The organism is Chitinophaga sp. MM2321 (assembly GCF_964033635.1).
Taxonomy (GTDB): Bacteria; Bacteroidota; Bacteroidia; order Chitinophagales; family Chitinophagaceae; genus Chitinophaga.
The window spans coordinates 4,390,343-4,413,024 of record NZ_OZ035533.1 but is presented as its reverse complement, the minus strand read 5'-3'; the positions used below and the strand labels follow the sequence as shown (position 1 = coordinate 4,413,024).

Annotated in this window: 16 protein-coding genes; 11 read left to right on the top strand and 5 right to left on the bottom strand. The window is 41.0% G+C overall.

From position 1 onward, the window contains the following. Positions 1–49: 49 nt before the first annotated feature. From ABQ275_RS17030 to ABQ275_RS17020, 3 genes are all read left to right on the top strand, one after another. Positions 50–1,531: a RagB/SusD family nutrient uptake outer membrane protein gene (locus ABQ275_RS17030; RefSeq protein WP_349314353.1), complete on the top strand. Its 1,482-nt coding sequence runs from the start codon at positions 50–52 to the stop codon at positions 1,529–1,531. Between the two features lie 420 nt (positions 1,532–1,951). Beyond that, positions 1,952–3,298 (top strand): thioredoxin family protein, encoded by a 1,347-nt coding sequence (locus ABQ275_RS17025; RefSeq protein ID WP_349314352.1) that lies wholly within the window; start codon positions 1,952–1,954, stop codon positions 3,296–3,298. A gap of 363 nt (positions 3,299–3,661) precedes the next feature. Continuing rightward, complete coding sequence (locus tag ABQ275_RS17020) at positions 3,662–6,175, top strand: prolyl oligopeptidase family serine peptidase (RefSeq protein WP_349314351.1); 2,514 nt, start codon at positions 3,662–3,664, stop codon at positions 6,173–6,175. Positions 6,176–6,672: 497 nt separating this feature from the next. On the opposite strand, the gene ABQ275_RS17015 is transcribed toward ABQ275_RS17020, so the two are convergent. The 5 genes from ABQ275_RS17015 to ABQ275_RS16995 all read right to left on the bottom strand — a co-directional run bounded on the left by ABQ275_RS17015 (position 6,673) and on the right by ABQ275_RS16995 (position 11,962). Then, positions 6,673–6,912 carry a hypothetical protein gene (locus ABQ275_RS17015; protein ID WP_349314350.1) on the bottom strand — a complete coding sequence of 80 codons (240 nt, stop codon included), beginning with the start codon at positions 6,910–6,912 and terminating at the stop codon, positions 6,673–6,675. Positions 6,913–7,055: 143 nt separating this feature from the next. Continuing rightward, on the bottom strand, positions 7,056–7,508 hold the full coding sequence (locus ABQ275_RS17010) for a redoxin family protein (protein ID WP_349318799.1): 453 nt from the start codon (positions 7,506–7,508) through the stop codon (positions 7,056–7,058). A 68-nt stretch (positions 7,509–7,576) separates the two neighbouring features. After that, entirely contained in the window at positions 7,577–8,017 is a 441-nt protein-coding gene (locus tag ABQ275_RS17005; RefSeq protein ID WP_349314349.1) for a MauE/DoxX family redox-associated membrane protein, read from the bottom strand. A 40-nt stretch (positions 8,018–8,057) separates the two neighbouring features. Beyond that, a complete protein-coding gene (locus ABQ275_RS17000; RefSeq protein ID WP_349314348.1) occupies positions 8,058–10,742 on the bottom strand; it encodes a hypothetical protein in 2,685 nt (894 codons plus the stop codon). 188 nt (positions 10,743–10,930) lie between these two features. Continuing rightward, positions 10,931–11,962, bottom strand: coding sequence for an AraC family transcriptional regulator (locus tag ABQ275_RS16995; protein WP_349314347.1), 1,032 nt, complete (start codon positions 11,960–11,962; stop codon positions 10,931–10,933). Between the two features lie 796 nt (positions 11,963–12,758). Between ABQ275_RS16995 and ABQ275_RS16990 the strand changes: the two genes are divergently transcribed. From ABQ275_RS16990 to ABQ275_RS16955, 8 genes are all read left to right on the top strand, one after another. Beyond that, positions 12,759–12,995 (top strand): hypothetical protein, encoded by a 237-nt coding sequence (locus tag ABQ275_RS16990; RefSeq protein ID WP_349314346.1) that lies wholly within the window; start codon positions 12,759–12,761, stop codon positions 12,993–12,995. 372 nt (positions 12,996–13,367) lie between these two features. Further along, complete coding sequence (locus ABQ275_RS16985; protein WP_349314345.1) at positions 13,368–13,607, top strand: hypothetical protein; 240 nt, start codon at positions 13,368–13,370, stop codon at positions 13,605–13,607. A 166-nt stretch (positions 13,608–13,773) separates the two neighbouring features. Beyond that, the gene (locus ABQ275_RS16980) at positions 13,774–14,364 is read left to right on the top strand and encodes an RNA polymerase sigma-70 factor (protein WP_349314344.1); all 591 of its coding nucleotides are present in this window, start codon (positions 13,774–13,776) and stop codon (positions 14,362–14,364) included. An 82-nt stretch (positions 14,365–14,446) separates the two neighbouring features. Beyond that, complete coding sequence (locus tag ABQ275_RS16975) at positions 14,447–15,523, top strand: FecR domain-containing protein (protein ID WP_349314343.1); 1,077 nt, start codon at positions 14,447–14,449, stop codon at positions 15,521–15,523. A 27-nt stretch (positions 15,524–15,550) separates the two neighbouring features. Further along, entirely contained in the window at positions 15,551–18,910 is a 3,360-nt protein-coding gene (locus ABQ275_RS16970) for a TonB-dependent receptor (protein WP_349314342.1), read from the top strand. Positions 18,911–18,970: 60 nt separating this feature from the next. After that, positions 18,971–20,434, top strand: coding sequence for a RagB/SusD family nutrient uptake outer membrane protein (locus ABQ275_RS16965; RefSeq protein WP_349314341.1), 1,464 nt, complete (start codon positions 18,971–18,973; stop codon positions 20,432–20,434). A gap of 391 nt (positions 20,435–20,825) precedes the next feature. Then, entirely contained in the window at positions 20,826–21,353 is a 528-nt protein-coding gene (locus ABQ275_RS16960) for a peptidoglycan-binding protein (RefSeq protein ID WP_349314340.1), read from the top strand. An 80-nt stretch (positions 21,354–21,433) separates the two neighbouring features. Beyond that, positions 21,434–22,681: a TolC family protein gene (locus ABQ275_RS16955; RefSeq protein WP_349314339.1), complete on the top strand. Its 1,248-nt coding sequence runs from the start codon at positions 21,434–21,436 to the stop codon at positions 22,679–22,681. Position 22,682: the final 1 nt, after the last annotated feature.

Sequence of the window (22,682 nt, the reverse complement as noted above, 5' to 3'; positions counted from 1 at the left end):
TGGTAATGATTGCCTTTATTTGAGTTCCAAAAAGCGTTAAACCGAGATTATGAATAAAGCATATAAACATAATAAGAAAGTATCTGGCCATATACAAATAGTAAGATGTGCCGTTATAATAATAACAGGGGTCTCACTACTCACATTAAGCTTAACAGGTTGTAAGAAACTTGTTGAAGTGAATACTCCTTATACCAGTACTAATTCGGGGAATGTGTATTCTAATGATGCTAATGCTATTGCTGTTGTTACTGGCATATACGCCCAAATGAGTTCTACTACTTTTTCCGTCAATAGTAGTGGAATAGGAACCGTCTCTTTGTTTAATGGATTGTCTGCGGATGAATTTAATCTGTATAATGGGATAACCAATACACCTGCTAATTTTTATTATTCAAATGAATTAACCAATTCAAATGCAGCAGGAACAGACTTATGGAGTGCCATATATCCGATTGTTTTTGTTACCAATGCTGCTATTGAAGGGCTTATGAATGCTGGTAGTTTGACCCCGGCAGTGAAAAAGCAGTTGATAGGAGAAGCGAAATTTATGAGGGCCTTTTGTTATTTCTACCTAACTAATTTATATGGGAATTTGCCACTTGCCATCAGTACTGATTATACAATAAATGCGGAACTTATCCGGATACCCAAAGATCTTGTTTACCAACAAATAATTACGGATCTGAAATCCGCAGAGGATTTATTGAATGAAAACTATGTAGGAGGAGATGCTTTTACAATTACAACGGAAAGAGTACGGCCGAACAAATGGACGGCGGCTGCACTACTAGCAAGGGTCTATCTGTATACAAATGATTGGGGCGGTGCTGAGCAGCAAGCTACCACTATTATTAATAATACTAATTTATTTGATACAGTTTCCTTAAATAATAACGTATTCAGTAAAAGTAGTAAAGAAGCAATCTGGCAATTGCAACCAGTAAATATTGGGCAAAATACACCAGATGCATGGTTTTTTATTATTCCTCCTGCTGGCCCAAACAATAGCAAGCCTATTTATTTAAGTAAGAGTTTGCTTGGTAGCTTTGAGGTAGGTGATCAAAGAAGGATTGATTGGATTAATAGTGTTACGGTAGACACTATTACTTACAGCTATCCTTATAAGTATAAAAGTGCCAAACTAAATGATCCTATTACAGAATATTCCATGGTACTGCGCTTAGGAGAACAATTGCTTATTCGTGCAGAAGCAAGGGCGCAACAAAATAATATTATTGGGGCTACTTCTGATCTAAATATGATCCGGCATCGTGCGGGCTTGACTAATACTGATGTTCATGAAAAATCGGCTTTATTGGCTGCTATAATGCATGAACGGCAGGTAGAGCTATTTGGGGAATGGGGACATCGTTGGTTGGATTTAAAAAGGACGGGTACTGTGGACAAAGTGATGAGTTTGATTACGCCCCAAAAAGGAGGTACCTGGAATACTACTGACCAGTTATACCCCATTCCATTATCTGAATTACTAATGGCGCCACAACTAGAACAAAATGCAGGGTATTGAGTGTTACGAAAGACGATCAGTTTCTTACTGAAAGCAGATGATGTGTAAATTGATGAGGGCAATAAATAAAATACAGGAAATTGCATCGATGATAGATTCTGTATTAAGAGGCAGGATTAATTACTACGGTAAATTTTACGAAGTAAGACTTAGATTCTTTATACACATTGTTAATGTAAAACTTGCGCGCTGAGTGAGACAGTAATACAAGAATCTCCAACGAGTGAGGTAAAAGAAATAAAATTGTTGTACAGTATATGCATGCGTAGACTAGATTCCTTTGCTCCTTGGTCACTACTTGGTTCGGAACCGGCTGTCGGATAATTGGAGTGGAATGGCGCGAGAGTGTCATATTCCGTTCTAGCAGAGCCCCGGGTTTAGAGATCCCGATTTACTTACCGAAGTACAATAAAAAAACATATGAAGCAGCTCATTTTTTTAGTGATTTTTATACCATTTATGGTGAATGCTCAAATTGATAAAGGTATAAAATTCTCGGAAGGTCTGACTTGGCAACAAGTGCTATCGAAAGCTAAAAGCGAAAACAAGTATATATTTGTAGACTGCTATGCTACTTGGTGCGGCCCTTGCAAGTATATGGATAAAGAAGTATATACTAAGAGGGTCGTTGGTGATCTCTTGAACGAAAAATTTATTTCAGTTAAAGTACAAATGGATACTTCAAAACAAGACAATGAGCTGATTAAGAGATTTTATCAAGAGGCAGCGGATATCAATTTACAATATAAAATCACAGCCTTTCCTTCATATCTTTTCTTCTCTCCAGAAGGTAAGATTGTTCATAGGTATCTGGGTGCTATGCCTGACACCCTTTTTCTTCAACTTGCGTCTAATGCGCTAACACCGAATAAGCAATACTATACTTTGTTGGATAGATATAAGCTAGGGGAAAGAGATTCGACCCATATGCTGTATTTATCAAATATAACGAAGAAGATTGGTAATATGGCCTTGGCAAATACTATAGCTAGAGATTATTTTGATCTCTATTTGAACAAACTTAGCAGAACGAATATGTGCACAAGGAGGAATATTGAATTCTTAACCTCTTTCAGTCAATTGCTATGTTCAAAAGACAAAGCCTTCGAATTATTTTATCTAGATGGTGACACCGTCGATAGAATAATGGATAGTAAAGGGTTTTCTGAATATATAGTCGAGATGACAATTGTAAGGGAGGAAATAAACCCCAGATTATGGCCAGAAGAGGTACCTATTGCTGGGACCCCTGATTGGCAGAAGTTGATGGATGTTATTACGAGGAAGTTTAATAGATATTATGCCGAAAATGCACTTTTAAATGCACAATTAAGGTGGTATACTGAAAAGAAAGCATGGCCAGAAGTAGCGAAGTATAATATCTTAAAAATTGAAAAAAATGGACTTGATACTATTGGTATGGGGAAGTTTTTTACTAATAATATGATATGGAATGTCATGTTCTTGCATAGTAACGATATGGTAGTACTAAGAAAAGGAGTCAATTGGATGGAGATCATTGTAAAGGCTACTCCTAATGATGGGCCTAATATTGACACTTATGCGAATTTGCTGTATAAAATTGGCAGGACAAAAGAAGCATTGTATTGGGAAGAAAGGGCATTGAAAATCGCCAAAAATAATAAGAAGCTAGCAGAAAGTAAAAAGGATAGCATTGTAATTGCTGCATTCAAAAATGAAATAGAGATTTATGAGCGAACGATTGGTAAAATGAGAAAGAACGAGCCTACCTGGACAGTGAATTAGGCTTTCTAATTTGTGGTAAAATATTTATGAATAGGTTATAAATATTTCATATTGACCACTCTTTTTTGTAACTTAAATGGGTATAAATAGAGAATTATTTTCTCTGTGCACCAGCGATTGAGGTAATCATCCATTATTTAATTATATTCATTTATGAGGTTCTTTTTTTGCGTGTGGTTCATATTTTGTACCTGCTACAGTTTCGGCCAAAAACCCCTTATTGATACAAGCGTTTTTAGGGAATGGCCATTGGTTGGCAACCCAATGATAGGGAATGATGGAAATTATGCATTATATACTATCTATAACAAACCAGTTGGACAGCATACCTTAGTCATACAGTCAATACATACAAGTTGGAACTTGGAGATTGAGAGAGGGGAGGGCGGCCAAATGACAGCCGACAGCCGCAAGATGATTTTTAAAACTGATGATAGTTTAGGTATTGTTAAATTAGGCAATTCAAATATTGAGTATATTCCTCATGTTATTTCTTTCAAACTCCCCAATCATGGTAAAGAAGAATGGTTAGCTTACCAACTTAATAATGTTGGAAAGGAGTTGGTTTTATGTAATCTGTTAACAAATTGTAAGAAATATTTTAAGAATGTAAAGGATTATAAATTCACAGATGATGGGAGGGGAATGTTATTAAGAACTGAACTTAAAAAAGATAGCATTACTATGCAGTCTTTGAAATGGGTTGACCTGATAAGGAATAGGAATATCACGATATGGGAAGGGATGAATGCTGATGGGGTTGTTTTTGATAGTAAAGATAGTCAGCTAGCTTTTACCGCAATAGACGCTCCTGGTATAGCAACGATTTCCTTTTGGTATTATAGGTTGGGTGCAGATAAAGCCATACGAATAGCTGATGATAACTCATCTGGTATTAAGGAGAATTTGGAATTAGGTAGTATTACTAATTTTAGTGAAGATGGGAAGAGCATTTTTTTTAATTTGCGGGAGAAGAGTAGCCCGATTTCTGAGCGGCTAGATGTGATGGTTGACATATGGAGCTATATCGATCCAAAATTACAATCGCAGCAATTGAATGAAATTAGTCATGATCAAAGATATGAAGCTGTTATTCATCTTTCTGATAATAGCATCCTTCAATTGGAACATTTGGGAGGGGAGAGTTTATTTTTTTCTATTAATAGTGAAAATAAGAAGGGTTTTGTACTACTTCGAAAAGGGGAAGGGGACTTGGGTAATGAATGGAACTGGAATAAGACTGCTCAGTCATCTGTTTATTTAGTATCAATAAAAGATGGGTCCAGGAGATTGTTAAATGATAAATTACCTGAAAGTATTGCGAACTCGTACCAACTATCTCCGGAAGGGAAGTTTGTTGTTTATTATAGTGCCACCCAGAAAGATTACTTTGCTTATGAGATCCTTACAGGAAGAACGCGGAATATTACACAAGGAATTAAGGGTCGATGGACAACTTATAAAGACAGAGATATACCTATGGCTGCTTATTTACCCATTGGTATAGCTGGATGGGTGCTACATGATGAGGCAGTACTCTTGTATGATCAAAATGATATTTTCCAAGTGGACCTCACAGGAAGGAAGCGGTCTGTTAATTTTACTAATGATTATGGAAGAAGGAACAATATTGTATTTCGATTGGCGATGGGAGCTTGGCCCCCACCCATTATTAAACCAAATGAACAGCTTGTTTTGAATGCGTTTAATAGGAGTAATAAAGATGGAGGGTTTTACAGCGTGACTTTAGGCGTGGAAAGAAATCCGGTACTACTTACCATGGGACCTTACATTTTTCAGGGGACTAACGAAAGTGAAAATATATCCCCTATTCGCCCAATAAAAGCCAAGGATGCTGAAATATACTTGGTAAGACGCATGAGTGCTACTGAATCGCCTAATTATTTCTATACAAGTGATTTTAAACAGTTTATTCCATTAACCAACCTGCATCCTGAAAAGCAATATAATTGGCTTACAACTGAATTGGTGACATGGAAAACATTGGATGGAAGTTTGTCGCAGGGGATACTCTATAAACCTGAAGATTTTGATCCAAAGAAGAAGTATCCAGTTCTGTTTTATTATTATGAAAGATTGTCGGAGGACCTACATGGATTTATCAAACCGGAGATGAGTAGGGGATCAATTAATATTCCTTTTTATGTAAGTAGTGGCTACCTTGTATTTACACCTGATATACACTATAAAATTGGTCATCCAGGTAGTAGTGCGGTTAATTCGATCGTATCAGCTGCGGAGTACCTAGCTAAATTTCCTTGGGTAGACAGTACGAGGATGGGTATACAGGGGCACAGCCGAGGTGGGTATCAAACCAATTATGTAATCACGCAGACAAATCTATTTGCTGCAGCGATGTCTGCATCTGGCTTTTCTGATTTCGTCAGCCTTTATGGCGGAGTTCGTGCGAGTGGTGATACCCGGAAGAGTGGAATGGAATTGCGCTACCAACGGATTGGTGCTACCTTATGGCAAAGACCGGATTTGTACATAGAAAACTCTCCAATATTTAATATAGATAAAGTTTCTACTCCACTTTTAATGATGAGTAATAGAATGGATGGTGATATTCCATTTATAGAAGGGGTGGCTTTTTTTACAGGATTACGTAGATTGGGGAAGAAGGCTTGGATGTTACAGTATGACAAAGAGGATCACATAGTATTTGGTCGTGCTGCAATTGATCTGACCATACGCATGAAGCAGTTTTTTGATCATTATTTAAAGGGTGCAAGCGCACCAATATGGATGACAAGGGGAGTTTCTGCAAAGTTGAAAGGAATTGATAATGGACTAGAGTTAGATAGCAATATACGGACACCTGGAACTGGACTGGTTAGCGAAATTCAGTATTAAAGCCAGAGTAGGAGCATGCAGTGTAGTATTTCTATTTCTGATCAGCTTAATAATGATTCTTAATAGTTAGATCGTTATATGTTTGCACAGTTTTTGAAATAATGACGGAGTATTGAAATTCGTATATTTGACTTTAAGAGGCCTCAAAAAAGGTGTCTATCAGAAGCTAGGGGGTGATCTTAAATCAATTTTTAGCCATTTTGATTCGAGAGGCAAAGTTTAGTCCCTAAATTGAATTCCGATTTTTAAGTTCACATACTTATTCAAATAGTCCCCAATAATGAATTAAGTGCCTGAAAGTTGTTTATAAGACAAAATGTCTCCATCACTACCTGAAAAAGAGGCTGTCTCGTACTTACGAGACAGCCTCTTGAATTTTGAAAGAGGCTTGTTTTTCAATACTTAAACAGCTTCTTTTATTTCGAAAGGTTAATGTCTAACCGGCAATGAATTCATTGGAACTGTTGAGAACTATCAAAAATTCATTGCTATTAGAATTAAAGGTCTGAAGTAGCAACTGTATAAATTGTAGTAGTGCAAGCGCCGGAGGCTTCTGCAACTGGTACTTTTACGGATCCTACATCGGTGATTTTAGCACCTGTCTGTAAAACAGTGCAATTGCCTGCTCCTCCTGCTTGGGTATATACAAAGTGATTAATCCGAGCTTTAGAAGCCAATGCGCCACCAACTACTGCTAAAATGGCTATTGCTGTTAACATTAATTTTGCTCTTTTCATAATAAAGGTTGCTTTTTAAATCAAAAAGCTAAACTTTGTTTGATGAGAATGTGCCTACTCTTTTTTAATGGTTTTCGGCTTCCCCATGTAAATGGCCGGCTTTACTTGCAAGTACAAATGCCGACATATGTTACGCAACATTTTTAATTTGTTGTGAGGTCCCTGATCTTATGCGCGTCGATTTGTCCGATTATTACCTGCTTTAATAGTTTATGATGGGTATAAATAGCTGTGTAAGGTACCTTTGTTACTTTGAAGTGTTCGCCAAAGGAATTATTGTTGTCAATACCTGCCGTTATATTGTTATACTTTTCTAAATGATATTCGGTATAGAATTTTTTGAATGCAGGAAAAGGAGCTGGTGTCAATAAACAGAATTGAATATCTTTCAAAGCATCCATATTAGCTAGCATAGTTGATGTTTGTGCCCGGCAGTAGGGGCAAGATGGTGTAAAATAAAATAGCACTATTGCTTTTCCATCTGACAACACATTGGTGTCAAAGGATGTAATGCTATCAATAAGTAAGAGTTTGAAAGAAGGTAGTTTATTTCCTTCTAGCCCACTTTTAAAGGGAGGAGGTGTGAAACATCCCATACAACTTACAAATAGCAGGATTAACCGCATCTTTCTCATATTGGATTGCGTTTGGTATATGTATTATATTAATTTTGATGTATAGGCATATTCATTTTCTTCCTCTGGTTTCTTTTTAGGTAAATACCAATAAGTGCTATGATGGTCGAAATAATATTAAATATTAAGTGCATTGGCCATGTCATGGATTCCAGTATTCCACCACATCCACAAGGCAGGTGAGGACTAAAATTAAGGATATATATAGTATAGCCTGTGAAAACTAACATCAGACTAAATGCTGCATATAATCCATGTAAGCGACTAAATGGGATAAATAGTAAAATGGAAATAATGATTTCTGTTATTGGTATCAGACGAGCTATCCAAGAAGAAAATGGTTGTAAAAAGACCGATTGTGAAATTACTTCTCTGAATAATGGATATTCGATCATTTTGCTGATACCCGTGTACAAGAATAAAATGACAAATAATAGAGAGATGGCTTCTATAAGAATTGTTTGTTTCATATGGCTGAACTTTTATAAAGCATCATATGTGTGTGTAATATTATTCCTTTGTGGTAGCTACCTTCCAAATGTTTCCAATTAGTAAAAAAGCAAATGCTGTCGATACAAATAACGGGAACAATTGAAAGCGTAGGGCAATAGGTGATGCAAAGACACTAAATCCTAAATTAGTGATCCATAAACCGAAGGCTAACAATAAAACATTTTTTAACAATGGCACTTTTTTGTAAATGCCTAGAACAAGCACGAACACCATACTGAATAAAAAGACAACATTTATAACTGCTGCCATGATTGGATAAAAGTTAAGAACTGTTACCTTAAAATCTTTTAAGTGTGTGTGTACTTTATTATTTTTATATTGAAACCATACCCGAGCAATGGGCTGAACGCTGTCTACTTTCATGTTGTATGTTTCAAGGAACTCAATTGGGGGTACATAATATTTTAAGAAATTTGGCCACAAATAATGCTCTCCAAAATAAAATGGGTATTGGCGTATTAAATAGCCGCCGTAATCAGCATATAGAGGAGCGACGGTTGCCCAACGTTTTAAGGATGTTGCAGTAGTGTCCTTTTTAAACTGATTATTCATATAATGTTGTAATGGTGATCGGGGATCCCACATATACATTGTACTTGCTACCAACATTTCCACCGGGTATTTTTTTACATCGCGCGTAGTGTCAAAATAGGTTTTTATCATATTGTCTAATTCTCTGAACTTTGAAGGGACAGGTTTTCTTGCACTGCTGTCTACGTAGCGATAGGCATACATCGCATTATTCGCCATCTGCCAACCTGTGAATGGTGTGAATTGACTGATGCCTGTTAGTTTATAATATTTATTGCTGGTAAAACAGATAAATGCACCGATAAGTATTATCCCAAATGCCATCCCGGTTACTTTGACCCATAAACCTTGTTTTGATAGCAGAAATGCCAATGCTGATATGGCTGGGTACCATAAGGCATTATACCTAACAGTGAAGGCTAAAAGTAGAACTATTCCATGTAATATAATTAATCGATTTGTTGGCTTGTAGATCATCCAAAGCAACAACGTAAACCAAATTAAACTCAATGATAAGAATAATACATCACTTGACACATAATTGCTAAGATACAATAGCACCGGGTTAAAAATCATAAATCCGAAAAGAGATACTTTTATCCATTTCGCCGGTTTGAGAAATTTGAACAGCGTGTATATAAATGATAATAGACTCACCTGCAGTAAAGAATATTGAAACGCTATCAGTAAAGTATCGTACTTGGTAAAAACGCTAAATAGTCGTAAGAACTTTGAATAACCTATTGGGTAGGTGTTTATATCAAGATTATGATAAGCTGTTTCCAAGTATACATATGAATCTCCATCTATGAATCCTGCAAACGGGTAAAAGTACTTAAACACTACAAACTGTACGATAACGCCAAGAATGGCCATCCATAAGTACCATTTGTTTGCAGGGGTATTAAAGACATATTCTTTTAAAGTCTTGCTTTCATTGGGAGACATAGATGTTATTGGTTCTATTACCCGGGTATCCCCCTTCTCCGACATATCTGCGAGAATATTATTTACGGCAGCCATTGCTGTGAGTCCAGTATTAGTATCTTTAGGCGTCGCCGTGCCATCCACGAAGAACAGATTTTTATACCTGACCAAATAGCTATGAATGGTGCTGAACTGATCATAGGTGCCAGAATAAACAGTAAATACTTTTTCGGTGCGTGTTATTGTTGTATCGAGTACATTAGTAGCACAAGCGAAGCCGTTTTTTTCCAGTTCTGAAACAGCGAGTTGTTGGAAGTCTTCGTCAGCTAGTTTCCAGAGGGCATCAGCGGGTGCGCAATAGTATTCCATGTTTATCCATATGGAATCTTTTAATGGGATGGTTAGCTGAATACATCCTACCTTTAGATCCTTATCAGCGATATAGATAACACTGTTCCGCAGGTCCAGTGGTTTCCATTCACCGGTGGCTTTACTCAGGAAGGATAATTTTTTCAAGAGAATACCAATGGAGACTCTGTTTCGATATTGGAGACCAGCAACTACTCCTTTCACTTCATATGGTGTTTGTCCATTCATGCTGGTGACAAAATCCTGCACTGGCATGGTAGAAATGAAATAGTCGCCTTTTACGGTAATCACTTCCTCTGTTAAATTGTTGATGGCGATGATGGAAGTGATCTTGTCTTCTTGCATGTTGATTTCCTTTGTTTGGTGATATGGGAAGATCTTGCCTCCCACCGTGGTTACTTGGCTGGAGAGGGAAGGATCTATAGCTACATAGTCCATAGGAGCTACTCCCCAGGTAGCAGGAATTTCTCGGCAAGCCATACCATATAGCTTCTCGATATAGTCTTTATAAAATGATTTGTAAACGCTTTTGCCGTAACGATTAATCATTACATCTTCCAGTGTCTTTTGCCTCCTGCTAGGAAATAGTTGTGAAGCCAGATAGGAGGTAATTATGCGAAGGCTGGCAGATATGCCCATTTTATATAATAGATCAAGGGAGAGTTGTACCGGATTGGGGAATAATTTATTATTGTAATATATATAAGATTGCTGCTGGTCGATCATTCCATGCGTAATAAAAGTGCTGCCTGATGACTGCAGGATAACAGGAACAATATCTGTTCGCTGTAGCAATGCACTAGCCGCAATAAGGCTTGCGTGTCCCGAGCCTATAATAATAACTTTTTTAGTCATCTTAAAGAAAGGATATTACCGGTTAAGTAATAATAGATTCATAGTGAAAATGATAGTTGTTGGTAATATAATTCCAGCTTTGGGTTTTCTGCAATGTTTTTTTTTGTTGTTATAAATCTCTTAAAATACTTTCGTAATCATCTTCATTATTTCAAATAAAAAGTATGAATTTTCCGAGAAGATAAAGGCTATCTATTGCTAATATTTGTATGTAAAGGTTCTCCATTTTTTCGAAATGAAATTGGGGTGCAGTTGAAATGTTTCTTAAATACCTGTGAAAAATGGTTTGGATCGGTGAAGCCAATTGCATAGGTGATTTCCTTAACAGATTGTGTTGTCGTCTTCAGCAAATGCGCTGCCTGCTCGATCCGGTAATGCTCCAGGTGTTCTCTAGGATTTCGTCTAAACAGCTTCTTGAAGCCTTTCTCAAAACTAGTTGTATTCAGGCCGGCTATCCTACTCAGTTCCGGGATTGTAATCCTTGACTGGTAATTTTTTTTGATGTAATCTTCTACAATTTGTAATCTTTTTTCTTGGTCTGCTTTATGCTTTGCTGTAGGCTTGTTCATTTGTTCAATGGAGGTAAAGTATAAAAGTAATAATTCATTGATCCAACATTGAAGTCTGAATTGCCGCAGCGGGCCTTCCTGATTGCAGTGCCGGATCTTATGTAATATTTCCAACCCCAGAGGAGGTAGATAGAAGAATGGCAGAGCTGCTGTGTTAGGTCCATGTTGTTGTTGGTTCTGGTAGAGGGTATGTAATAGTGGATGCTGGTCCATGAATATTTCCAAGTAGCGCGATGAAAAAGATATGAAGACTGTTTCGTAATTACCCTTCTTAAAATAGCAACGATGTTTTGAGCGTGGTGGTATATACAGAAGGGAACATTCCCCGGGTGATGTCATGAGTGGACCATACTTGGTGCAAAAAGAGCCTTCCAAGTTTAGCTGCAACGTCACTACAGGAAGTGCGGAGACCACACATAATACCTGTGGGTGCGTAATGAAAATATTCATCCACCCAATGATCCAGTCCTTGTTATGCAACTCCTGCCGGAAAAAACAACCGAAGTTACCCTCCGTATATTGCACTATGGCCCCATTAACGCTGTATTGGGTATAAAATGAGGGAAGGGCATTATACACTTTTGTAAGTGGACTTATTTTATCGGATATTCCGAGTTGAATACTTCCCGGGGATTGGATAGCTGTCATCATACTTCGTTTTGCGACGGAGGATACCGATTACGGTTATTTTGAGATGGGTAAGATAGCAAGAAGGCCTGCAAAAACAACGCAGCCTAAAGCCATCAGCTACAGAATACGGCACAGGCAACAAAAAAAAGTATTTTATTTTTTGAAATCTTAATTGTGTAATTTTAATTAAATGGTTGATTGGCTAATGATTCCTCATGACCGTAAATGGAATTTCTATATGTCTCTTTTTCCTGCCTATGCTACGTTTCTTAGTGATTGATTGTAGTATATATAACCTGAAATTAGGTAGAGAAACCGACGACAACGGGAATTATAAAAGTGCAGATAAATTTAATTGGCATTAAGTTTAGTTTTTTAGTTTGGAAATAACCTCTATTCTGGAAAAGGTGAGAATTGTGTTAATAACAGTTATTGTTTTATGGGTAGGTGATGGAACGTTAGCCTTTATGTAAGGTTTCAGTATTTGCTCTATTCTCTATATAGGACCTGCCAAAAGCAAAGTATGCGCTATGTTCAACTATATATATTATTATGATAATACTGAAGATTACGTAGCTGTGTCTACGTTATCCAGTTCTATTGATTTTCCTGATAGTTTTATTAGGTGGACGTATAATCGTTGAAATTATGATGGATTTTAATAGTACTGATATCACAGAGTGGTTCCATGAAGGAGCCCAAGAAGCCATCTGATTTGTGTAGAATATTTACATGGAGAAGCCGAAAACCATTAGAAAAGAGTAGGCATGTTTTATTAACTAAAGTTTAGCTTTTTGATTTAAAGAGCATTTTTACTATGAAAAGAGCAAAAATTATGTTGACAGCGGTTGCTGTTTTAGCAACGGTTGGTGGAACACTAGCTTTTAAAGCCAGGATTTCTCAATATATTTATACCCAAGAATCAGAAAAGGGTAATTGCACTGTTTTAAAGACAGGTGCTAAAATCACCGATACAGGGGTTATTTTGGTACCTGCGACAAAAATACCTGGTCCATGCTACCCTACTTATACAACTACAACCTTTAATATTTGATTCCTAACTCTAAGCGGAATGATTTTTAAACAGCCCTTTTATTGTCTTTTTATTTAGCAATAAACTATATGACCAATTTCTGCGGGGCTTACCTTGAAAAGAACCCTCAAAGAAGATTTAAGTGATAGCTCAAAGTGATTATCCATACCAAGTAAGGCAATTGAAACTCCAGGTTATTTATCAGATTCTAACCATGTATAATTATTGATTGAAATATCATGCTAAATGCTTATCGGATCTAACATGATGGTCGAAATAATTTTGATTGTAAGCAAGATAGAAGATGATCAATTTACATTGGGAAACTGAAAACCATTAGAAAGGAATGAGCGCATTTCATCAAATAAGCTTTTGATTTTAAAAGCAACCATTATGAATAAAGCAAGAACCATGTTAACAGCTCTAGGTGTTTTAGTAATTGCTGGTGGCGCATTGGCTTTTAAAGCAAGGAATAATCACGTGCTGTATACGGGTGAAGCTGGAAGTGGAATATGTACTGTGCCTGTTACGGGTTACACTTTCGGAGGCATTAGATTAGTAGCTGTTTCTATAATACCGAATAGTATTGATTGTCCGGATAGATATGTAACCTTTATTGCCAACGATTATTAGCTCGTATACTAACGGCAATTCATACCCGTGGTGAATTCATTGCCAGCTAATCAATTTCCATAAGGGCTGATTCCACGAATCGGCCCTTTCCTTCAAAGTACCTCCCCGAAAACGAAACACCCCCACCTCCCAAAAATCCCCTAATTTTACACTACAATCACTCCCGGTGTCATCCTACCAGCAATACGAGGAATCCACTTTGCTCGCCCTCCTCGCGGAGGACAGTGAATATGCTTTCCAGCTTATTTTCGACCGGTACCGCAACCACGTGTACAAGGTAGCGGTGGTGTACCTGAAATCTCCGGCTATTGCAGAGGAGATCGTGCAGGACATCTTCCTGAAACTATGGTTCCAGCGCAAAGAGCTGACAGGCATTCATTCGCTGGAAGCCTGGTTATATACGGTTACAAAGAATTTCGTGCTCAATGCTATCAAGAAAACGGCGCATGAATGGACGGCCAGGGAGCGGTGGTTGAAAGAAACACAGGTGGATGAAGGGAATGCGGATGAAAAGGTGATTACGGAGCAATACCGGCAACTGTTGGCGGAGGCCATTGCACAGTTGCCGAAGCAACAACAGTTGGTATATAAGCTGGGTAAAGAACAATATCTTTCTTACGAGGAAATCGCGCAGCGGTTATCCCTTTCTCCTTTAACGGTTAAAACCCATATGGCCCGGGCATTGGATGCTATTCGTACTTTTTTACGGCAAAACGGGGTGGTGTTTGTCATTCTACTCCTGATAGGTAAAAAATAATTTTAAGGCTTGTACTCCGGGGGGCTTTTTCAGTTGTCTGTTATAGTAGGGCTGCTTTTAGCCAGTCATAAAAACAGTTGTTATGGAGGGTGTGCGATTCCAGGCTTTGCTGAAGGAATACATTTCGGGTGATATCTCCCCCGCGCAGCACCATGAACTGTTTACGCTGATCGATAGCGGGTTGTACAATGAGCTGCTGGAAGAAAATATTGCCGGCATGCTGCAACGGGAACAGCTGGTGGGCGCCGACCTGGCGCCGCATCGGGCGCAACGCATCGTTACCAATATTTTATCTGCGGAGCGGCATACGGACAAAGTATTCCGGTTGTCAAAACGGCGGAGGAGTTTCTCCCGCTGGATAGCAGCCGCGGCTGTTTTTACGGTGATCGCTACCGCCGCTTATTTGTTGTTGAACAGACCCGCCACGCCTGCCCACATAACTTATACCGCCGCCGTAACGGATCAGCTGAGCACTGAAAATACATCCGTTCAACCACAGCGGGTACAGCTGGAAGATGGCACTGCCATTGTGTTGCAGCCGGGAGCCCGCATCACATATGCCCGGCATTTCCTGGGCGCCAAAAGAGAGGTCTATTTAAGCGGGGAAGCGTTTTTTGAGATCAGCAACAGCGCGCATACCCCCTTTTTAGTATACAGCAATAGTATTGTTACACAGGTGCTGGGCACCAGTTTTTCTGTCTTACAAAATAAATTACATAACCAGGTAGAAGTGAATGTACGTACGGGAAAAGTACAGGTATTTGAAAACCCGGCGTTGCTACCTGCCGGGGAATCTGCCGCCAAAGGCATTATTCTCACACCAAATCAGAAGGGGATCTACAAAAACGATAAACGGGAATTTGAAACTACGCTGGTAGAAGCGCCGGAGCCGCTCACGGCCGACCGCCACGCTACGGCTATTACTCCACCCGCCTTTGTATTTGAAGGCAAGCCCATAGCAGACGTGCTATCGGCGCTGGAAAAGGCTTACGGGATTGAAATTGTAGTGGAAAACGACAATTTATACCACTGCATTTTTACCGGGGATGTAACCGAACAATCACTCTACACCAAACTGGATATGATTACCCGTGTTATCAACGCCACATATGAAATAAAAGGAACCAGGATCCTGATCAAGGGAAGCGGCTGTAAATAGGTTTTTTAAACTGAAAAATTTACTGTTATGAGAAAGAAGCAATTGATTGCTTTGGTATCCACTGTCATGAGAAACACCATTGTACCACTCATTCTTATACTTTTATGTACCGTCACGTTATCAGCCAAGGATAGCAAAGCGCAGGAAATACTTGACCGGCAGCTTTCTTTATCTGTCAACAACCGGACATTGGTAAAAGTGATCGCCAACATCCAGGCGCAAACCGGTGTAAAATTTGTTTACAGCAGCAATGCCATCCAGGCCGACCGGAAAGTATCGCTGCGCATGGTAAATAAAACCATCAGCCAGTTTATAGAAGAGATCTTAAAACCACTGAACATCAGTTATAAAATAGTGGAAGATAAGATCCTGCTGTTTCCTGCTACGCAACCGGAAGCTGCAGTAAAGCTGGAAGCCGCGTTGTCGCCCGTGCAGGCGCCACCCGGCACCATCACCGGCAGGGTGGTTGACGATCATGGTGATCCGGTACTGGGCGCCAGCATCGCCGTAAAAGGTACTTCGAGAGGTACCACCACCGATATCGATGGTAATTTTAAACTCAACATCCAGGAAAGTGATAAAGTATTGGTGGTATCCAGCCTGGGGTTTACTTCTACGGAAGTTGTGATCAACAATCAGACAACCCTCACCATCAAACTGGCAGCATCTGTAGGCAAGCTCGATGAAGTGATTGTAGTAGGTTATGGCTCCCAGCGCAAAAAAGATCTTACCGGTGCGGTTTCTGTGGTCACTGCCGCCGATATTGCCAACCGTCCCATTGTAGATGCAGGCGAGGCTTTGCAGGGTAAGGCAGCCGGCGTACAGGTAGTATCTAATTCTGGTAAGCCGGGAGCTGGTTTATCTATCCGTATCAGGGGCGCTTCTTCTATCAGCGCGGGCAACGAACCGCTATATGTGGTAGATGGTATTCCGATGACGGATATTACTTCGCTCAACCCCAACGATATTGCTTCTATTTCTGTGTTGAAAGATGCGGCTTCTGCTTCTATATATGGTACCCGCGCGGCCAACGGGGTGGTGGTGATCACCACCAAAAGAGGTGTCAGCGGGAAATCGTCGATTGATTTCAGTACCTACTACGGTATTACGTCTCCTTCAAAAATGCTACCGGTGATCAATGCAAAACAGTACCAGGATTTCGTTAATGAGCTGAAAGGCCCCGGTACTGTGACAGATGCCATGGTGGCAGCGAATAACATCAACTGGCCTGATGAAGTTTTCCGGAACGGTAACCAGCAGAATTACCAGCTCTCCGTTTCCGGTGGCACAGAAAAAACACAACATTATATTTCGTTGAATTATGCCGATCAGACAGGGATCATCAAGCCGGCGATTTACAACCGGGCCAGTGCCCGGGTGAATATCACCACCAAAGCAACAGACTGGCTGACAGTGATGACCAATACATCTATGTCACGTTCGCATTTCAACGACTCCAAAGATAACCAGAGCGTGGCCAGGGGCGGGGTCGTATTATCTGCCCTGGAAACGCCCGCTATCACGCCCAAATTTAATCCCGATGGTACCATTGGTTTAAATACGCTGGGTAATGGCTGGGAGAATCCGCTGGGCAGCATCCTGGGTTCCTGGACCAAGAATATAAATGACCGCCTGATATCCAACATCGGCGCCGATGTGAAGCTGTGGAAAGGGCTGGTGTTCCAGTCGCGTTTTGGTATCGACTACTCCAATAACAAGAATACCTATTTCCTGGATCCTTTCCTGACTACCAACGGAAGAAATCCGGGTACCACCAAACATCAGCAGATTAAGTTAAACAACTTCACCTGGCTGAGTGAACAAACGCTGCATTACGAAACAACTTTCGGAAAAAGCCATCTCACCGCATTGGCTGGTTGGACCGTACAGGACTCGCATACAGAACAAACAAGTATTTCAGGCTCCTATCTGAAACCGGAGTACCGTAACCTCCCCTGGGAACAGAGCTTCCTGAGAGATTCCGTGCATGCGCCGCCAACCACCTATGTGGATGAATGGGCGCTGATCTCCTACCTGGGCAGGATCACCTATGATTATGATGATAAATACCTGTTCCAGGCAAACGTGCGCTCTGATAATTCTTCCAAATTTGCACCGGGTAACAGAAACGCTGTCTTCCCTTCTTTTTCTGCCGGATGGAGAATATCAAGAGAAGATTTTATGAAAGATGTAACCGTGATCAATGACCTGAAACTGCGTGGTGGCTGGGGGCAGAATGGTAACCAGGAAGGTATCGGCAGCTATAGCTATCTGCCTTTGTCCAGCATCGATCCGGTTACCGGCGCCGTTACGCCGAAATCTATTGCACCGGAAAGCTTAACCTGGGAAACCAGTACCCAGACCAATGTGGGTATTGATGCTACCTTGCTGAATAACCGTTTGTCCTTTACCGCAGATTTTTATGTAAAGAATACGAAGAATGTGCTGATCAATTTGCCTTTACCTTCGCAGGCCGGCTTTGCCACCGCACCGGTAAACGGAGCTGCCACCCGGAATGTGGGACAGGAATTTTTAATCTCTTCCCGCAATATCGATCAGCCTGATTTGAAATGGAGTACAGACCTGAACATTTCTTTCAACAAAAATGAAGTGACCAGGATCTTTAATAATATAGAGTTCCTCAATGCATGGGGCGATGTGGATTCAAGGGGTAAAGCTATCGCATTGGCCGTAGGCTCCGGCCTGGGCGCCTTTTATGGTTATACCGCAGCAGGTGTGGATCCGGCTAATGGAGATCAGCTGTATCTCACTAAAGATGGCAAAACCACCCACAATCCTTCTCCAACAGATAGAACCGTTATTGGCAGTGCGCAACCTACTTTTGTATATGGATTAACCAATACACTTACCTATAAAAATTTCGACCTGACCGTATTTATTCAGGGCTCACAGGGAAATAAAATATTCAATGCCGCCAGGCTGGAATCAGAGGCGATGATCTTTGGGATCAACCAGAGTACCGCCATTCTCAACAGGTGGCGCAAAGAAGGCGATGTTACCGATATTCCCGGCGTTACCAAAGATGGCAGCACCAACAATTCACTGATCTCTACCCGCTTCCTGGAGAATGGCTCTTATCTGCGGTTCAAGACCATTACACTGTCGTACCGGTTTAGTCCTGAATTGCTGCGGCATATAGGATTAACGGCAGCTACCATCTATGTATCCGGTAATAACCTGATCACTATCACGAAATATAAAGGCTTTGATCCGGAAGTAAGTTCCAATGGCAGCGGGCTGGGTGCTGCTGCTGATGCTACACAGGCTACCAGCATAAATGATAACAGGAATATCTCCATCGGTATGGACAATGGTGCTTATCCGCAGTCAAAGATGTTCCTTTTCGGACTCAATGTAAGCTTGTAAAAGATGTGTGAAGAGAAAGAGATGACGAGCTGTTTTTTATCAACAATTAATTTTTTCCACATGAAAAATAGAATCTTTCCGAATGCTGTTTTCTTATCCGTCACTACGTGGCTGATAATAAGTGGATGTACCAAAATACTGGACAAGCAACCTGTTACGGATCTTATTACCAACACAGGCGCTACCTCCATCAGCGCACTGGATGCAGAAAATTCTCTCGCCGGTGTATATGATGCGGAAACCGGTTACGCCTATGGCCTGGAGTTCAATGTGCTGGACCGTATCACCAACGGTGATGCCAAAGCAGATAACTGTTATGCCGGTGGCGATAACCCGAATAATATCAGCATAGACTTGTTTACTTTCAATGCCGCTAACGACAACATCGGGCGCGACTGGAAAGATGCTTTTGGTATCGTAGCTACAGCCAATATCACCCTTGCGCAGGTAGCGGCATGTACAGATCCTGCATTAACACCTACCCGAAAAAATCAGATCCTGGGAGAAGTACGTTTTATGCGGGCTTACACCTATTTCGACCTGGTACGCCTGTTTGGCCGTGTGCCCATCATGCTGGAGCCGGTAGATCAAACAAATTCTGAAGCACTGATCGCTTCTACGCTGATTCCACAATCATCCGTGGATTCCGTATACGAGGCTATCCTCGCCGATCTGTGGTTTGCCCGCGCCAATGTGCAGGCAGACAACACACCACCCAATAAGATGGTGATTACCAAGGGGGCCGTAAATTCAATCCTGGCAAAAGTATATGCGTCCATGCCTACGCCCAACTGGGATTCCGTGGCTTACTACTGCGATCAGGTGATTCCCAACTATTCGCTGGTACCCAACTTCAACAGCTTATGGGATAACTCCGCTAAAAACAACAAGGAAGCTATCTGGGAATTTAACTATGTGGGCTATAGCAAAGTAGGTAACTGGATACCATCACAGTTCCTCACCGGCGGCTGGAAGAAATTCAACACACCTACCAACGACCTCGTGAATGTTTACCGCGCGGAAGGCGATTCTGTTCGCCTGAAAGCCTCTATCACCTTCGTCGACTACGGCTGGAGTGATGCCTACTGGAAAGATCCCCTTCATTACCCGGTGTTGTCCAAATATCCTGATCCCAACGATGGTACCAACGATTTTTACGCGATCCGTCTCGCAGATATTTTACTGCTGCGCGCTGAAGCCTACAACAGCAAAGCCGACATCGGCAACGCTGCTATGATGGTTAACAAAGTACGCGCCCGTGTAGGGTTACCAGCAACCACCGCTGCCAATGCCAACGATATGGCGCTGGCCATCGAAAAGGAAAGACGGCTGGAACTGGCTTTTGAAGGGCATCGCTGGTTCGATCTGCAACGAACAGGCAGGGCATTAACAGTCATGAATGCATTCACTAATGGCGCCGGTCAGAACCTGAACTATCATGTACAGGATTATCAGATCATCTATCCCGTACCACAAAATCAGCTGGATAATAATCTGCTCCTGACACAAAATCCGGGGTATTGAGAGGTACGTATTTATATCTTCGTTCCGGGCAATAAAACATAATCGGTCCCGTAGGGACCGCATATTGGTAAACCGGGGTTTTAACCCCGGTTGCGTGGGTGTCGTATACTGTGGTCAACACCATATAAAAGGGCTTTATTAAAAAGCAGATGCACGATAACAAAACAGATGCATAATAATTACAAGTAATCATCGTGTGATAAATATCGGATCAAAGTATTGGTTTATTATTTCATAGTGATAAACGTTTGATCGTGCTGATACCCCGGTTTACCAATATTTGGTCCTCCGGACTTATCGTAGCGAATCCTCCATTATATTAAACACAACTAACAGGATTGTCGTAAATTCATGTACGTATACCGTAACCCCCAGATTAAATTGTTTCCCCATGAGCACAACAGATTTTTATTTGCAGACCCTCGTGACCAGTACAAAGTATAATTCACAAACGCCGGTAGATGATCAGGCGTTGTTGTATCCTGATTTCCTGGCAAGGCTGAAAAGCTGTGTCAGCCAGTACCGGCAAACATACCCGGATCAGGATATTACTTTTACAGAAACGTATAGGAGTAATACGTTACAGGAGCAATATTTCAATAATGGTGCGAGCAAGATCAAAACCAACGGCATGCATCATTACGGTATTGCCGCAGATAGCATCTTCATTATTAATGGTAAAAGAACCTATAAGGGAGATATCAACCTTATCCGCAGTATTTATAAACAGAATGGCTTAACTATCCTTGGAATGTGGGATGCCCTGCATGCGCAATATATTACCATCGCCCAACAGCAGCCTTTGAGAAATGCGGTCAAGGCTGCGATCAAAAAATTTCAAAAAGATAATGACCTGGTGCCGGATGGTATAGTTGGTAAGAAGACGATTGCGATGGCCAGGAAAGTATTTGGTCAGTAGCGGAAAGCCACAAATTTCCTTCAGAATCAGTGTCTAGTTTTGTCATAGTTTATTTGATAAACGATGGCAAAGGAAGATCTATGATACGAACAGCCGCTTTACTACTACTATTTTTCGTGGTGTGGTTGCCGCAGGTCCATACACAGGACAGGAGTATGCAATACTACCTGGAAGCAGGTACGCAGCATAGCCCTTTGTTGAAAGACTACCGGAACCAGGTGCTGGCGGCAGGGATCGACAGTATGCGGGTGCGTGCGGGTTATGGTCCGCAGCTGAGTGGGGTGAGTACGAACAGCTATGCGCCGGCATGGCGTGGCTACGGTTATGATAACGCCATTACCAACGGCGGACAGGTAAGTGCGTTGATCGTGGCTTCCAGGCAGTTTGTTGGGAGGAAGAACCTGGATAACCAGTTACAGGCTGTCACCATTCAGAACCGGGGCACGCAGAATACCGCTGCTATTACGAAACAGGAACTGAAGAAAAATATCATCGCGCAATATATTACCGCCTATGGCGATTGGGCACAGTATAGTTTTAATGCAGACGTATTAAAGCTGCTGAAAGACGAAGCCGTTTTACTGAAACGACTTACGGAAACCGGCACCTACAAACAAACAGACTATCTCACCTTTCTGGTTACACAACAACAACAGGAGCTGCTGATCAGGCAGGTCCTGATCCGTTATCAATATGATTATGCACAGCTCAACTACCTCTGCGGCCTGACCGATACCACGTTTCATGCGTTGCCGGATCCGGCGTTGTTACTGGAACATATTCCGGAGCTGGAGAATACCGTGTTCTTCCGCCAGTTCCAGATCGATAGTATGCAACTGGAAAACAGTAATGCGCAGATCGATTTCAGCTACCGCCCAAAACTAGGTCTGTATGCCGATGGTGGCTTCAATTCTACATTGGCACTAAACCCATATAAAAACTTTGGTGTCAGTGCGGGGTTGACGGTCAGCGTACCTATTTATGACGGGCGGCAGCGGAAGATGCAGCATGATAAAATAGTGATCTCACAACAAACAAGACAGGGCTACCAGGATTTTTATATACAGCAATATCAGCAACAGATCAGGCAACTGGCGCAGCAGCTGCAATCCACGCAGGAGCTGATAGACCAGGCCAATATACAGATTAGGTATGCCGATGGGCTGATGGTGGCTAACCGCAGACTGCTGATGAATGGCGATGTGAGAATTGCAGACTATATCATTGCGATAAATAATTATCTCAATGCAAAAAATATTATCACAGAACAGCAGGTAAATAAATACCAGCTCATTAACCAGCTTAATTACTGGAACAGTGTTAATTAAT